The organism is Paraburkholderia sp., assembly GCF_035501035.1.
Lineage (GTDB): Bacteria > Pseudomonadota > Gammaproteobacteria > Burkholderiales > Burkholderiaceae > Paraburkholderia.
The window spans coordinates 1-15,348 of the sequence record NZ_DATJWR010000048.1; the positions used below are offsets into that span (position 1 = coordinate 1).

At 64.9% G+C, this 15,348-nt stretch carries 12 protein-coding genes; 6 read left to right on the forward strand and 6 right to left on the reverse strand.

All coding sequences use genetic code 11. The features are described 5' to 3' along the window. The first annotated feature begins 422 nt into the window (after window positions 1-422). Window positions 423-644: a hypothetical protein gene (locus tag VMJ11_RS02740; RefSeq protein ID WP_325616667.1), complete on the forward strand. Its 222-nt coding sequence runs from the start codon at window positions 423-425 to the stop codon at window positions 642-644. 115 nt (window positions 645-759) lie between these two features. Here VMJ11_RS02740 and VMJ11_RS02745 read toward each other — a convergent pair whose 3' ends face one another. Both VMJ11_RS02745 and VMJ11_RS02750 read right to left on the reverse strand, forming a co-directional pair. After that, a complete protein-coding gene (locus VMJ11_RS02745) occupies window positions 760-1,044 on the reverse strand; it encodes a hypothetical protein (RefSeq protein WP_325616669.1) in 285 nt (94 codons plus the stop codon). A gap of 117 nt (window positions 1,045-1,161) precedes the next feature. Then, window positions 1,162-1,971, reverse strand: coding sequence for a Mut7-C RNAse domain-containing protein (locus VMJ11_RS02750; protein WP_325616671.1), 810 nt, complete (start codon window positions 1,969-1,971; stop codon window positions 1,162-1,164). Between the two features lie 146 nt (window positions 1,972-2,117). Here VMJ11_RS02750 and VMJ11_RS02755 point away from each other — a divergent pair, with 146 nt between their 5' ends. Beyond that, window positions 2,118-3,002: an NAD(P)-dependent oxidoreductase gene (locus tag VMJ11_RS02755; RefSeq protein WP_325616673.1), complete on the forward strand. Its 885-nt coding sequence runs from the start codon at window positions 2,118-2,120 to the stop codon at window positions 3,000-3,002. Between the two features lie 253 nt (window positions 3,003-3,255). Further along, window positions 3,256-3,618 (forward strand): response regulator, encoded by a 363-nt coding sequence (locus VMJ11_RS02760; protein WP_325616675.1) that lies wholly within the window; start codon window positions 3,256-3,258, stop codon window positions 3,616-3,618. A gap of 254 nt (window positions 3,619-3,872) precedes the next feature. On the opposite strand, the gene argC is transcribed toward VMJ11_RS02760, so the two are convergent. Both argC and VMJ11_RS02770 read right to left on the reverse strand, forming a co-directional pair. Next, window positions 3,873-4,820 carry an N-acetyl-gamma-glutamyl-phosphate reductase gene (gene argC, locus VMJ11_RS02765; protein ID WP_325616677.1) on the reverse strand — a complete coding sequence of 316 codons (948 nt, stop codon included), beginning with the start codon at window positions 4,818-4,820 and terminating at the stop codon, window positions 3,873-3,875. A 443-nt stretch (window positions 4,821-5,263) separates the two neighbouring features. Next, the gene (locus tag VMJ11_RS02770) at window positions 5,264-5,851 is read right to left on the reverse strand and encodes a YbhB/YbcL family Raf kinase inhibitor-like protein (RefSeq protein ID WP_414694279.1); all 588 of its coding nucleotides are present in this window, start codon (window positions 5,849-5,851) and stop codon (window positions 5,264-5,266) included. Between the two features lie 272 nt (window positions 5,852-6,123). On the opposite strand from VMJ11_RS02770, the gene VMJ11_RS02775 reads away from it, so the two are divergent. Further along, a complete protein-coding gene (locus VMJ11_RS02775) occupies window positions 6,124-6,822 on the forward strand; it encodes a response regulator transcription factor (protein WP_325616679.1) in 699 nt (232 codons plus the stop codon). 129 nt (window positions 6,823-6,951) lie between these two features. On the opposite strand, the gene VMJ11_RS02780 is transcribed toward VMJ11_RS02775, so the two are convergent. Continuing rightward, window positions 6,952-7,638 carry an orotate phosphoribosyltransferase gene (locus VMJ11_RS02780; protein WP_325616680.1) on the reverse strand — a complete coding sequence of 229 codons (687 nt, stop codon included), beginning with the start codon at window positions 7,636-7,638 and terminating at the stop codon, window positions 6,952-6,954. A gap of 478 nt (window positions 7,639-8,116) precedes the next feature. Here VMJ11_RS02780 and VMJ11_RS02785 point away from each other — a divergent pair, with 478 nt between their 5' ends. Both VMJ11_RS02785 and VMJ11_RS02790 read left to right on the forward strand, forming a co-directional pair. Then, complete coding sequence (locus VMJ11_RS02785; protein WP_325616682.1) at window positions 8,117-9,361, forward strand: MFS transporter; 1,245 nt, start codon at window positions 8,117-8,119, stop codon at window positions 9,359-9,361. Window positions 9,362-9,667: 306 nt separating this feature from the next. Beyond that, window positions 9,668-11,953 carry an NADP-dependent malic enzyme gene (locus VMJ11_RS02790; protein WP_325616684.1) on the forward strand — a complete coding sequence of 762 codons (2,286 nt, stop codon included), beginning with the start codon at window positions 9,668-9,670 and terminating at the stop codon, window positions 11,951-11,953. 115 nt (window positions 11,954-12,068) lie between these two features. Here the strand turns inward: VMJ11_RS02790 and VMJ11_RS02795 are convergent. Continuing rightward, a partial coding sequence (locus VMJ11_RS02795; protein ID WP_325616686.1) for an indolepyruvate ferredoxin oxidoreductase family protein occupies window positions 12,069-15,348 on the reverse strand: 3,280 nt, incomplete at its 5' end.

Sequence of the window (15,348 nt, forward strand, 5' to 3'; positions counted from 1 at the left end):
TCTTTTCGCGGGGAACGGGCGCGACAGCGTTTTCGACGGTGGGCGCCTGGCCGACGGTTGGTGCGGCTGGCACGCGGGTGTCCTGTTGCGCAAGGGGCGGATCGCCCATTTTTCGCGATTGCATCTGAACCGGGCGGCAATCTGGCACGAAGCTGCTTGAGCCAGGCCGATTCAGCGTATTACGTGAAAAAACAACGAACTTCCGGAAAACGAACGCGTAAATGCCGATCGTATCCGAATTGAAAGGGAATTGTCGCCCGGAAAATACACCTGACCATTTGCGGATGACAAACGTCCTACGCTGCGTAATACTGCTTCGCGCGAAACGCCCGCCTAGATCGGCAAGCGGACCGTATCGCAGTTTCAGGCTGTACTAATTCACAACGTGCCGGTCAATATTTGTCAGGTTTGGGGAACAACAGATGAAAAAGATTCTCGCCTCGCTCGTCGCAGCATCCGCCGCACTGATTTCGGTTCAGGCATTCGCACAAGACGCTTCGGCTCCCGCTGCAGCCGCACCGGCAGCCGCTTCGCCGGCAATGGCCAAGAAGCAGCACAAGCAGCTCAAGCACCACGGCAAGCGCGCCGCTGTGGAGGAAAAGGCATCGGCAGCGGGCACCGCAGCCAAGGGCCAGCCGAACTAAAGCACCCGCGCGGCCGGGACCGCGTGGCGGCAACGCTGCGCGCGCCCTCAGCCATGAAAAAGCCAGAGCATTTGCTCTGGCTTTTTTTTCGCGTGCGTAGCCGGGCTCGGGGTGTTCAGTGCGCGTCGTGCGCGAGCCCTGCCTCCAGCAATTCGGCGAGCAGACCGTTCAGGCCGCCCGGATGGTCCTCGGCGCGAGCTTTCAGCTTCGCGACGAGTTCGGCATTGAGCTTGCACGCGAACGGCACGAGTCCTTGCGCCTGGTCCAGCTTGCGCTGCTCGCGGCGGTCCAGCGCCGGTTGCTCCGAGCCCTTGCCGAAGCGCTCGGGACCGGCCTTCTTCGTCGCTTGCTGCAGTTTCAGGGCCTTGTTCTTCTCAAGGTCGGTTTTTTTCATGGCCATTTGTCTTGCTCCGGTGTTGGGCGGTGGCGCGCATTGTACGCAATCGACCACGCGCGTCCATTGCCGTTCGGGGCCGCCTGATGCTATCCGGCGCCATCCGGTGCCCCCAAGATGCCGCTACACGCTGCCGCCGGGATCCAGCCCGTCGTCGCCGCGATGTCCGTCGTGCGTCGCGAACGTGTGTGCCGCGTGGCGCGTCAGGCCATCGATCAGCGTGCACATGCGCTGCCAGTGCGAGCCTTCCCAAAATACGCGCTCGCAGACGTCGCAAGTGACGAAGCGCGTCTGCCGTTCGTAGACGCCTGCCGGCACGCGCTCGCGCACGGCGGCGCGCTCGATCGGCCGCAGCGGCGCGTTGCACGTGAGGCATAGCCGAAACGGCCGCGCGCTTGCCGCGAGATCCAGCCGCTCGAAGATCTCGTGCACTTGGGCGTGCGGCTTGAGCGCGCGCACGTAGCAGCCGTGCGTGATGCTGCGCCGCTTGAGCAGTTCGCGGTCGCGCGTGAGGACGATGCGATGCTCGGCGGCGGCGAGCGCCTCGATTTCGTCGTCGGGGAAATGGTTGTCGTAGAGCGTGTCGAAACCCGCTAGCCGCAGCAGTTGCGCAAGCCCGCCAAGATGCGCGTCGGCCACGAAGCGCAGCTCGCGCAGCGGCGCGTCGCGCACGCGCAGCAGCGGCCGGATGTCGAGCGCTTCGAACTTCGGATAGACGGCCACGCGGTCGCCGTCGGCGAGCGGGTGATCGAAGCCCACCGATTCGCCGTTCACGAGGATCAGCTCCACTTCCGTATGCGGCACGCCGAGCGCCTCGATCATGTGCTTCGTCGTGGCATCGCGCGCACAGGCGCAACTGAACGCACGCCGGCGCAGCGGCCGCGCCAGAAAGTCGTTCAGCTCCTCGTAAAAGCGAAAGGTGGCGGTGACCATGCGAAGCAGTATCGCACCGCGTGCCCGAGCTTGTGCGAGCTTGCGTTCGCGCGAGCGGTGCGGGCGTTCCTGCAGCCTGGGCCGCCTTGTGCTGTACTGAGCGCTTTCCCAGGTTTTCCCCGGATCTTCAGTGGAAGGAGTGTGCGATGGACATCGGCTTTATCGGACTTGGAGAAATGGGCGGCGCGATGGTGGGCAATCTGCTCAAGGCCGGGCATACCGTGCGCGTCTGGAACCGCACGGCGGCCAAGGCGCAGGCGCTTGCCGCCGCGGGCGCGCGCCTCGTCGGCTCGCCGGGCGACGCATTTTGCGGCGACGCCGTGATTTCGATGCTCGCCGACGACGCGGCGCTGTGCGAGGTGATCGACGCGACGCTGCTCGACCATGCGCCGCAAGGCCTCGTGCACGTGAACATGGCGACGATTTCGGTGGCGCTTGCCGGATCGCTCGCACACGCGCACGCCGGGCGCGGGCTGCACTACGTCGCGGCGCCGGTGCTCGGCCGGCCCGACGCCGCGCAGGCGGCGAAGCTCACGATCATGGCGGCGGGGCCTTCCGAGGCGATCGACCGTGTGCAGCCGCTTTTCGATGCCGTCGGCCAGAAGACCTGGCGTGTCGGCGCGCAGCCTCAGCAGGCGAACGTGATGAAGCTCGCCGCGAACTTCATGCTGGCTTCGGCCGTGGAGTCGCTCGGCGAGGCGGCGGCGCTGCTCGACGGCTACGGCGTGGCGATGCGCGACTTTCTCGACGTCGTCACGGCTGGTCCATTTCCGGGCCCGGTGTATGCGGGCTACGGCGGCATGATCGCCGAGCGGCGCTACGAGCCCGCGCTCTTCAAGGCGCGCCTCGGCCTGAAGGACGTGCGCCTCGCGCTCGCCGCCGCCGACGCGGTGGCGACCCCGATGCCGGTCGCGAGCGTGCTGCGCGACAGCCTGCTCGAAGCCGTGGCGCACGGCGACGGCGAGCGCGATTTCGCCGTTCTCGGCAAGGTTGCAGCACGCCGCGCGGCGCGCGAGGGGCAGGGCGGATGAGCGCCCGGGCGCAGTGAGGTGCGGCGAACGTTCGCGGGTGATTGCGGATCAAAATCTTCAGATGACCGCTCGGTGACGCACAAATACCCCGACGGTGGATGGGGACAATGTGGCGCATCGCAACGGACGGCGGCCGCATTTCCGGTGCCGCTCGCGGACGCGGGGGACGGGGAACCGATGACGACAGCAAGGCCTACGACCGATCGAACCGCAGATCGGCGTGCGCGGCCAATTTCAGGGCAGGAGACGGCGGATGGAGACACACATCCTGATCGCCGATAACGACGAGAAGTCGCTGGACGGCCTCAGCACGCTGCTGACCGATCTCGGCTACGGCGTGTCCGTGGCGCGCACGCTCGACGAGGCGTTCGAGCTTGCGGCGCGTGGTGCGCCCGCCGTGGCGATCGTGGCGCTATCGCTCGCCGGGGACGAGCCAGCGAGCGTCGTGCGGCGGCTGCATGCGCTCGGCGGCGAGCGCGTGCCGCTGCTGATCGCGCTTGCCGGCTGGGGTGAGTCCCAGCACCGCGAGGAGGCGCTCGCGGCGGGTTTTGACGTGCATCTCGTGCGCCCGGTGGGGCTCGATCAGCTGACGTTCATCCTGTCGATGACGGGATGACGACGAGTGTGTTGTTGCGAAGCAACATGCAGGGTGCGCACTACTTTACATGTTGCATTGCATCACGCTAGTCGATATACTTGTTTCTGTCTCCTCCATGTCTCCTCTGATATGGATTCAGCCCGCCAACCATTGGCGGGCTTTTTTTTGCCTGTGCGTTTTGCGGGGCACTCCCCGAGCTTTATTGCGCGACGGAATAAAAAAACCGGCTCCAGGGAGCCGGTTTTTCGTTCGTGCAGCGCGTCGCGGGGGCTTTAGCCAATGAGGCCGGTGTTTTCGTCCGCGCCGATCGCGAGGTTCATGCACTGGATCGCAGCGCCCGAAGCGCCCTTTCCCAGGTTATCGAGCCGGGCGACCGTGACGAACTGCTCGTCGTTGCCGAACACGAACAGATCGACGCGGTTCGTCTCGTTGTTCGCCTGGACATCGAACATGCCGGCGTCGAGGTTTTCGTCGGCGTTGAAGGGCGCCACTCTCACGAACTGCTCGCCCGCGTAGTACTCGGCGAAGAGCGCCTGAACGTCCTGCGGCTTCGCGCGGCGCGTGAGCTGCTGCGGCGAGAAATAGGTCGTGACCGCGAGGCCCTTGTAGAACGGCCCGACGATCGGCGTGAACACCGGCGCCGACTTCAGGCCGCCATGCACCGTCATTTCCGGCAGATGCTTGTGCGTGAGGCCGAGCGCGTAGGGACGCGGGCTCGCAAGCTTCGGATTGCCGCCCGCTTCGTACTCCGCAATCATCTTCTTGCCGCCGCCGCTGTAGCCGGTGAGCGAGTAGCTGTGCGCGGCGAACTCCGGCGCGACGAGGCCGGCCTCGACGAGTGGGCGCATGGCCAGCACGAACGCCGAAGCGTGGCAGCCAGGCACCGCAATGCGCTTCGATTGGCGCACCTTCTCGCGCTGGCCTTTGGTCAGTTCGGGCAGGCCGTAGGCCCAGTCGGCATGGGTGCGGAACGCCGTGCTCGCGTCGATCAGCACCGTGCGGTCGTTCTCGACGAGCGAGGCCGATTCGCGCGAGGCGACATCGGGCAGGCACAGGAACGTGACGTCCGAAGCGTTGATGAGACGGCGGCGCTCCTCGACATCCTTGCGCTGGGCCTCGTCGATGCGCAGGATCTCGACGTCGGCGCGCGGCGACAGGTATTCGAAAATCTTCAGGCCGGTCGTGCCTTCCTGTCCGTCGACAAAAACTTTCGTGCTCATCTCGGTCTCTCTGAACGCGGGGATTCGGGGTTGCAAAGGCTGGCGCGGCCGCGCCGGGCGGGGGTATGCCGCCCGTCACCCTGGGCAGCGCCGGAACGGTATTTTAAGACCACTGGCGGGCGCACGTGTGAACGCGCCTGGAAAAAAATCGGGGGCTTACCCGTAAGGCCGAGGTGAGGCGCGCGGGCGCTTGGTCGAAGGCGCGTGGGCCGGCGACTGTGCCAGCAGCGCCGTGAAGCCGCCGAAAAAACGACGAAACACGCGGCATCGTCGCCGGCACCCGGCTGATACGTGGTATGTGATACGTGATCCGCGGCACAACATGCTGATCCGATCCGCGTTGCGTCATGTGCCATGCGCGCCGCACACGCGCTAGCCGACTGGCGTTCCTCGCGCGAGGCAATCGCGCCGCCCGCCGATTGGCGTATCTCCTGCTGTCCATGTCAGCGACCGTATGTGACCGTGAGCTGCGCGCTACCGAGTACCGTCCCGCTGATCTCGCGATCGAACAGTGCGGCGGGACGCCCTTGCACGAGCGGGAGCGTATCGAGGCGAAGCGCGTAGACGGTGATCACATAGCGATGCGGATTGCCCGGCGGCGGACACGGGCCGCCATAGCCGTCGACATCGAAATCGTTGCGTGCTTCCACCGCGCCGAGCTTGCCCAGCACGCCCGCCGCGCTGGCGTTCTCCGGCAGGCTCGTCACGTTCGCAGGAAGATTGGCGACGGCCCAGTGCCACCAGCCGCGTCCCGGCGCATCGCGATCGAAGATGGTGATGGCGAAACTGCGCGTACCTGCAGGAGCATTGCGCCACGTCAGACTCGGTGAGCGATTCGCGCCATTGCAGCCAGCGTCGTTGAATACCTGGCGCGGGCCGATCTTGCCACCATCGTTGAAGTCGGCGCTCGTTAACGTGAAAGTTTCGCCTGCTTGAGATAAGGTTGCGGGCGTCGCGGTTGCCGCCATGACGACACAGGTGAGCGCAAATGCATGGCGTATGCGATTCGACTCAACGGCATATGTGCACATCAGCAAGTTCTCCTGTATGTTTCTGAAATTCGGGCCATAGAGTGCTGAACAATGCTTTGAATTGTGCTCCAGACCGAATCTGCTTCAATGTAAAGGCGCCGACAAGCGAAGTTTCGCTTATACATGTACAGAATGCCCGCAATATTCCGCTATAGTTGTAAATTGTCCTGTTCGGGCTCGCGGAGTCGTCCGGCGCCAGAAAGAAGAAGCGAAATAGAACTGGCCGAGCGCCGTAGAGAGAAAACCAGGTTTGCCGAAAGGGGGGAGGGGTAATGCAGCAGCCAATCAGGGTCGTAGTTGCCGACGATCATCCGGTGATCTTGTTTGGTGCCGAACACGCACTGCTCAGTTTCCCGGGCATACAGGTCGTTGGTCGCGCGCGCCAGTCAACAGAGCTGGTCAAGGCGTTGCAAAGCGGGCCCTGCGACGTGCTCGTGACCGACCTCGCCATGCCGGGCGGCCAGTATGGCGACGGTTTGCCGCTCATCGGCTACCTGCGGCGCAACTTCCCGAACATTCCCATCGTCGTCCTGACGATGCTCGAAAACGCAGCGTTGCTCAAACGCCTGGGCGAACTCGGCGTGATCGCCGTGGTGCACAAGTCCGACGACCTCAGCCATATCGGTCTCGCCGTGCAGCACGTGAGTCGCAACCTCGAATACATGAGTCCGCAGGTCAAGGTCGCGCTCGATCAATTGCGCATCAATGCGGGCGGAAAAACCGATGAGGTGATTCTCTCCAAGCGCGAACTCGAAGTGGTTCGACTCTTTGTTTCAGGCATGACGATCAAGGAAATATCTGAAAAACTGAATCGGAGTATTAAGACAATTAGCACCCAGAAGAATACGGCGATGCGCAAGCTGGGACTCGATCGAGACTCCGAACTATTTCAGTACGCACAAAGCAACGGTTTGCTCAATCTTTCGTCGAATGCACCCGATGGCGGCGCGGATACGGAAACGGTGCAGTGACTTCGGAGCCTCGCTTTCGCAGCCCTGATTTCGACCCAGGCGCTGGGCAACGCTGCGAGCGGGCATGAAAAAAGGCCATCTGCCTTTCGGTAGATGGCCTTTTTGCCGAGCGCTTGCGTCCGTGGGAGCTTACTGCGGTGCCGCCGTCGCGCCACCGTGCGCGGCCGACCATTCGGCGGGCGCATGCAGGAATTTCTCGACTTCGTCGAGCGTCTTCGTTTCGAAGTAGCCCGACGCCTTGGCGACGCGCAGCACGTCCCACCACGTGGCGAGTGCGTGCAGGTCGACGTCGATGTCCTTCAGGACCGAGACGCTTTCCTTGAAGATGTTGTAGTGGAACAGCACGAAGCAGTGGTTCACCTGCGCGCCGGCCGTGCGCAGCGCGTTGATGAAGTTGATCTTGCTACGGCTGTCGGTGGTCAGGTCCTCGACGAGCAGCACACGCTGACCTTCGGTGAGCAGACCTTCGATCTGTGCGTTGCGGCCAAAACCCTTGGGCTTCTTGCGCACGTATTGCATGGGTACCATCAAGCGGTCCGAGAGCCATGCCGCGAACGGGATGCCCGCAGTTTCACCGCCGGCCACGGCGTCGATCTGCTCGTAGCCGACATCGCGCAGGATGGTGGCTTCGGCCATCTCCATGAGGCCGCGGCGCACACGCGGATACGAAATCAGCTTGCGGCAGTCGATGTAGACCGGGCTCGCCCAGCCGGAGGTGAAGATGAAGGGCTTTTCGGCGTTGAAGTGCACGGCCTTCACTTCGAGCAGCATCTTGGCGGTCGTGTCCGAGATCGTCTGGCGATCGTAGCCTGTCATGGGCGAATCCTTGGATATGAGTGCGGGAGGAGGGCGGGCGCATGGCCCGGTGGCGCTGGCACGGCCGGCTCGAAGCGTGGCTTCGGCGCTGGCGATGCGCGGTCCGGAGGCGTCGATCGTCTGACCACATCTGACGAATTTGCCAGCATGGAGTAAGGGCGACTCGCTCGGTCCGAACGGCTTCTCTTGCGCGCGTAGGCCGGTATTTTACCCGACTTGACGATCGCCGACGAGTCGCCCGGCTAGCCGCGCCGCCTATGTGGGGCGCGACCATGGGCTGCAATGCGGGGCTGCAATGCGGGGCCGCGATCCCGGGCTGCGGATCAGGGCTGCAATCCCGGGTGCGTCTTCGGCCGAGCCGCCGGTGATCGAGCGCGCTGAGTGGTCTCGGCTTCGCGGTTGTGACAGGCCGGCCTCGCCTTTACACTCACGCCGGTTTGCGTTCCCGCTCGAACGCCCGTTCCTCAGGATTACCCAGATGACCGCCGTTTCCCAGCCAGCCTCCGCCGCGCTCAAGCGCGGTTATGCCCTGCGGGCGCTCGTCGCTTCGGTGCTCGGCTACGCCATGGACGGCTTCGATCTGCTGATGCTCGGCTTCATGCTGCCGGCAATCAGCGCCGATCTGCACCTCTCCGGCGCGCAGGCCGGCGCGCTCGTCACGTGGACGCTAGTTGGCGCGGTCGTGGGCGGTGTCGTGTTCGGGGTGTTGAGCGACCGCTACGGGCGTGTGCGCGTGCTCACCTGGACCATCCTGCTGTTCGCCGTTTTCACCGGCATGTGCGCGCTCGCACGCGGCTACGCCGATCTGCTCGTCTACCGAACGATCGCGGGCATCGGGCTTGGCGGCGAGTTCGGCATTGGCATGGCGCTCGTCGCCGAGGCGTGGCCTGCGCGGCTGCGCGCGCGGGCGTCGTCCTATGTCGGGCTCGGCTGGCAGTTGGGCGTGCTGGCCGCGGCGCTGCTCACGCCGTGGCTCTTGCCCGTGATCGGCTGGCGCGGCATGTTCGCGATCGGGCTCTTGCCGGCCGTCGTCTCGTTCGCGGTGCGCCGGCGCGTGGAGGAGCCGGAGCTTTTCGTCGCGCACGCACAGCGCGTGGCCGCTGCGGGGAAGGGCGAGCGAGCGCGTGCGCTGCGCCTGCTCGTGGCCGATCCGCGCACCGCGCGGGCGAGCCTCGGAGTCGTCGTGCTGTGCTCCGTGCAGAACTTCGGCTACTACGGGCTGATGATCTGGCTGCCTGCCTACCTTTCGAAATCCTTCGGCTATTCGTTGACGAAGTCGGGGCTCTGGACCGCCGCGACCGTCGCCGGCATGGCGCTCGGCATCTGGCTCTTCGGCATCGCGGCCGACCGCTTCGGTCGCCGGCCCGCGTTCCTCTTCTACCAGGCGGGTGCCGTGGTCATGGTGTTCGTCTACGCGCAGCTTTCCACGCCGTTTGCGCTCTTGATCGGCGGCGCGGCGATGGGCGTGTTCGTAAACGGCATGATCGGCGGCTACGGTGCGCTGATTTCCGAGCTCTACCCAACCGAGGCGCGCGCCACCGCGCAAAACGTGCTCTTCAACATCGGCCGCGCCGTGGGCGGCTTCGGGCCGCTCGCCGTCGGCGCGCTGGCCGCGCGCTATTCGTTCACCGCGGCGCTCGGCATGCTCGCCGCGATTTACGTGCTCGACATCCTCGCGACGCTCTTCCTGATCCCCGAACGTCGCGGCGCCACGCTCGACTGAGCATCCCAACCGTAAGACGAAAGCGTGCCCGCATCGTCGGCAAGACGAATACCCGGTATCCGTCTTTGACCGACGTGGACGTGAAGCGCACGAGGTGTACACTGGTCGGCCCCGCTGGAACGCTCGTGCCGCGATGTGCTCTTTCGCTTCGTCTCGCGCAGTTTCGTCCACTGCCTGGGTTCGTCGCCGTAGCCGCATGCGCGGGATCCCACACTGCCGAAATCGCGCGTGGCGTCGCGCGATCCGGCGGGCTTACGAACATAAAATATTCTCTCTCACGTCTCTCACGTCCAGGCAGGCCTGAAAATGGATGAACAACTGAAGCAAAGCGCGCTGGCGTATCACCAGAATCCGAAGCCCGGCAAGATCTCGGTCACGCCGACCAAACCGCTATCCAACCAGCTCGATCTTTCGCTCGCCTACTCGCCCGGCGTCGCCGCCGCGTGCGAGGCGATCCACGCCGATCCGCTCGATGCGCAGAAGTACACGTCGCGCGCCAACCTTGTCGGCGTCGTGACGAACGGCACGGCCGTGCTCGGCCTCGGCAACATCGGCCCGCTCGCCGCGAAGCCGGTGATGGAAGGCAAGGGCTGCCTCTTCAAGAAGTTCGCAGGCATCGACGTGTTCGACATCGAACTCGACGAACTGGACCCGGACAAGCTCGTCGACGCCATCGCGATGCTCGAGCCCACGCTCGGCGGCATCAACCTCGAAGACATCAAGGCGCCCGAGTGCTTCTACATCGAGCAGAAGCTGCGCGAGCGCATGAAGATTCCCGTCTTCCACGACGACCAGCACGGCACGGCCATCATCGCCTCGGCTGCGATCCTCAACGGCCTGAAGGTCGTGGGCAAGGACCTGGGCAGCGTGAAGCTCGTGTGCTCGGGCGCGGGTGCGGCGGCGATCGCGTGTCTGGACCTGCTGGTCAAGCTGGGACTCAAGAAGGACAACATCCTCGTCACCGACTCGAAGGGTGTGATCTACGAAGGCCGTGGCAATCTCGATCCTTCGAAGGCGCGCTACGCCGCCAACACCGAGGCGCGCACGCTCGGCGACGCGATCAAGGCCGCCGACGTGTTCCTCGGCTGCTCGAGCGCGGGCGTGCTCAAGCCGGAAATGGTCAAGGAGATGGGCACGCAGCCGCTGATTCTCGCGCTCGCCAACCCGGAGCCGGAAATCCGCCCGGAAGAAGCAAAGAAGGTACGCCCGGACTGCATCATCGCCACGGGCCGTTCGGACTATCCGAACCAGGTCAACAACGTGCTGTGCTTCCCGTTCATCTTCCGCGGCGCGCTTGACGTGGGCGCGACGACCATCACGGAAGAGATGAAGCTCGCGTGCGTGCGCGCGATCGCGGAGCTGGCCGAAGAAACCGACCAGGGCGACGAAGTGGCGAAGGCCTATGAAGGCCACACGCTCGAATTCGGCCCGGACTACCTGATTCCGAAGCCCTTCGATCCGCGCCTCATCATCAAGATCGCGCCGGCCGTGGCGCAAGCCGCAATGGATTCGGGCGTCGCCACGCGCCCGATCGTCGACATGGACGCCTACCGCGAGCAGCTCGGCGCGACCGTCTATCGCACGGGCATGGTGATGCGCCCCGTGTTCGCGGCGGCGAAGGCGAACTGCGCGCGCGTCGTGTTCGCCGAGGGCGAGGACGAGCGCGTGCTGCGCGCCGCGCAGTTTGTGCTCAACGAAAAGATCGCGAAGCCGATCATCGTGGGCCGTCCGTCGGTGGTGGAGATGCGCCTGAAGAAGATGGGCTCGAAGCTGCGTCCGGGCACCGACTTCGAGATCGTGAATCCGGAAGACGATCCGCGCTTCCAGAAGAGCTGGCAGGCCTATCACGAGCTGGGCGCGCGTCAGGGCATCACGCCCGAGGTCGCGAAGGCGTCGATGCGCAAGTTCAACACGCTGATCGGCGCGATCCTCGTGCATCTGGGCGATGCGGACGGCATGATCTGCGGCCTCGTGAACAGCTTCGACTATCACCTGAAGTTCGTCGAGCAGGTGCTGGGCAAATGCGAGAACGCCGAGAACTATGCGGCGATGAACCTGCTGATGCTGCCGGGCCGCAACATCTTCATCAGCGACACCTACGTGAACGAAGTGCCGAGCGCGGAGCAGCTCGCCGACATGACGATCCTCGCCGCGCGCGAGATCGAAAAGTTCGGCATCACGCCGAAGGTCGCGCTTCTTTCGAGCTCGAACTTCGGCAGCGTGCGTTCGTCGACTGCGCAGCGCATGCAGGCCGCGCGCCAGCTGATCGCCGAGCGCGCGCCGCAACTCGAAGTGGACGGCGAAATGCACGGCGACGCGGCGCTCTCAGAGCTGATCCGCAAGCAGTCGTTCCCGGGCACCACGCTTACCGGCGAAGCGAACCTGCTGATCATGCCGAACGTGGAAGCGGCGAACATCGCGTACAACCTGCTGAAGGTGATCGGCGGCGAAGGCGTGACGGTCGGACCGTTCCTGCTGGGCGCGTCGAAGCCGGTGCACATTCTCACGCCGGCGGCAACCGTGCGACGCATCATCAACATGACGGCGGTGGCTTCGGCGAACGCGGCAGTGGCGAAGGTGGCGGCAAAGTAAGCGCGCTTTCTACGATCGCCTGATGTGAAAAGGAAAAGGGCGCACCGTTCGTTGAACGGTGCGCCCTTTGTTTTCAAGGCTCAGTTTGCGCGCATATGCAGATCAGGCACGCAGATCAAGCTACTTGCCGTGCCGCGCCGTTTTCCGGCGAGCGCCACTTCTCGAGCAGCGTGGCCCACTTCGCGCGCGTGGCCTTGAGGTTGTTCTCCTTCACGTGGCCGTAGCCGCGAACCGCGTCGGGCAGGTTCGCGAGTTCGACCGCGAGCGGGAGATTCGCCTCGCTCAACCCGCCGATCACTTCACGCATCAGCGCCTCGTACTCGCCAATCAACGCTCGCTCGTGGCGACGTTCCTCGGTGCGGCCGAATGGATCGAGCGCCGTGCCGCGCAGGAACTTGAGCTTCGCGAGCATGCGCATGGCGGAGAGCATGCGCGGGCCGTACTGCTTCTTCACGAGATGGCCCTTCTCGTCGTGCTTCGCGAACGCAGGCGGCGCGAGATGGAAGTTGAGCTTCCAGTCGCCTTCGAAGCTTGCCTTGAGCTTTTCGATGAACGCCGGATCGGCGTAGAGGCGCGCGACCTCGTACTCGTCCTTGTACGCCATGAGCTTGTGCAGATTCTTCGCCACGGCCTCGGTGAGCGGAGCCTGCCCATCCGGATGCTCCAGCTTCGCCTCGGCGCGACGCACGTCGTCGACGAATGCGCGGTAGCGCTGCGCGTATGCCTCGTTCTGGTACGCGGCCAGATACTGTGCGCGCTTGTCGATGAGCGTGTCGAGCGCCCTGGGCGTATGCAGCGAGACGATCTTCGCACCTGCCGCTGTTTCCAGGCTCGCAGCGTTCTGCTCGGACAACGGCTTCTTGACGAGCTGATCGACTGCGGCGCGATCGTGCGCCACGCGGCGGCCCCATTCGAACGCCGCGAGATTCTTCTCGACCTGCACCGCGTTGAGCTCGATCGCGCGCACGAGCGATTCGTGCGTGAGCGGCAGCCAGCCCTTTTGCCACGCGTAGCCGAGCACGAACGGATTCGTGTAGATCGCGTCGCCGAGCAGTGCGAGCGCATAGCGGTTCGCATTGACGGTCGCGACGTTCTCCACGCCCGCTGCTGCACGCACGTCGGCCTCGGTGTTCGAGCCCGGGAACTGCCACTGCGGATTCTTGATGAACTCGGCAGTCGGCGTGGGTGCGCTGTTGAGCACCACGTGCGTCACGCCTTCCTGCATGCGTGAGACGCAATCGTCGCCAGCCGTCACGATGGCGTCGCAGCCGATCACGAGACTCGCCTCGCCCATGGCGATACGCGTGGCGTGGATGTCGTCGGGGCGGTTGGCGATCTGCACATGGCTCATCACCGCGCCGCCCTTTTGCGCGAGGCCGGTCACGTCTAGCACCGTCACGCCCTTGGCCTCGAGGTGCGCGGCCATGCCGAGCAGCGCACCGATCGTCACCACGCCGGTGCCGCCTACGCCCGTGACGAGCACGCCGTAGGGACGGCCGATGGCCGGCACGTCGGGCGTCGGCACGCTCGGCATGGCCTCGTTCGCCACGCTGCTCGTTTTCGGCTTGCGCAACTGGCCGCCTTCCACCGTCACGAAGCTCGGGCAGAAGCCCTTCAGGCACGAGAAGTCCTTGTTGCAGGTCGACTGGTTGATCTGGCGCTTCGTGCCGTACTCGGTGTCGAGCGGCTCGACCGAGAGGCAGTTCGACTGCACCGAGCAATCGCCGCAACCTTCGCACACGGCCTCGTTGATCACCACGCGCCTTGCCGGATCGGGATACGCGCCGCGCTTGCGGCGGCGTCGCTTCTCGGTCGCGCAGGTCTGGTCGTAGATCAGGATGGTCGTGCCGGGAATCTCGCGCAGTTCGCGCTGGATGGCGTCGAGCTGGTCGCGGTGATGGATCGTCACGCCCGGCGCGAGCGTGGTCACACCGTCATACTTCGACGGTTCGTCGGTGACAATCACGATCTTCGCGGCGCCTTCGGCGGCGACCTGATGCGTGATTTGCGGCACGGTGAGCACGCCGTCGACAGGCTGGCCGCCCGTCATCGCGACCGCGTCGTTGTAGAGGATCTTGTAGGTGATGTTCGCTTTCGAGGCGATGGCCGCCCGAATGGCGAGCAGGCCCGAGTGGAAATAGGTGCCGTCGCCGAGGTTCGCGAACACGTGCTTGTCGTTCGTGAATGGTGCCTGCCCGACCCACGCCACGCCTTCGCCGCCCATCTGGCTGAACGTGCTCGTGTTGCGGTCCATCCACACGGTCATGTAGTGGCAGCCGATCCCCGCCATCGCGCGCGAGCCTTCGGGCACGTTCGTCGACGTGTTGTGCGGGCAACCCGAGCAGAACCACGGCTTGCGCTCCACCTGCACGCGCGGCTTCGCGAGCGCTCTTTCCTTCGCGTCGATCACGGCAATGCGCGCCGCAATGCGCGCGCGCACGTCGGACGGCATCTCGAACTTGTCGAGCCGCGTGGCGATAGCCTTCGCGATGATCGCGGGCGAGAGTTCGTAGTGAGCGGGCAGGAGCCAGTTGCCCATCGGCACCGACCATTCGCCGCCGGCGCCGTCCTTCTCGTCGAACTTGCCGAAGACGCGCGGACGCTGCGCGTCGGGCCAGTTGTAGAGCTCCTCCTTGATCGCGTATTCGAGGATCTGGCGCTTTTCCTCAACCACGAGAATTTCCTCGAGCCCGCGCGCGAACGCGTGCGCGCCCTGCGCTTCGAGCGGCCACACGCAGCCCACCTTGTAGAGCCGAATGCCGATGCGCGAACAGGTTTCGTCGTCGAGGCCGAGGTCGGTGAGCGCCTGGCGCACGTCGAGATACGCCTTGCCGCCCGTGATGATGCCAAAGCGCGCGTGCGGCGAATCGATCTCGATGCGGTCGAGCTTGTTGGCGCGCACATAGGCGAGCCCTGCATACCACTTGTAGTCGAGCAGACGCGCTTCCTGCACGAGCGGCGGATCGGGCCAGCGGATGTTCAGGCCGCCTTCGGGCATCGCGAAGTCTTCGGGCAGCACGATGCGCGTGCGATGCGGATCGATCTCGACCGAAGCCGACGATTCGACCACGTCGGTCACGCACTTCATGGCGACCCAGAGGCCGGAATAGCGGCTCATCGCCCAGCCGTGCAGGCCGAAGTCGAGATATTCCTGCACGTTCGACGGGAACAGCACCGGCAGGCCGCAAGCCTTGAAGATGTGCTCCGACTGGTGCGCGAGCGTGGAGGACTTGGCCGCGTGGTCGTCGCCGGCTAGCACGAGCACGCCGCCGTGCGGCGACGATCCGGCCGAGTTGCCGTGCTTGAACACGTCGCCGGAGCGGTCGACGCCGGGGCCCTTGCCGTACCACATCGAAAACACGCCGTCGTATTTCGCCGACGGGTACAGGTTGACC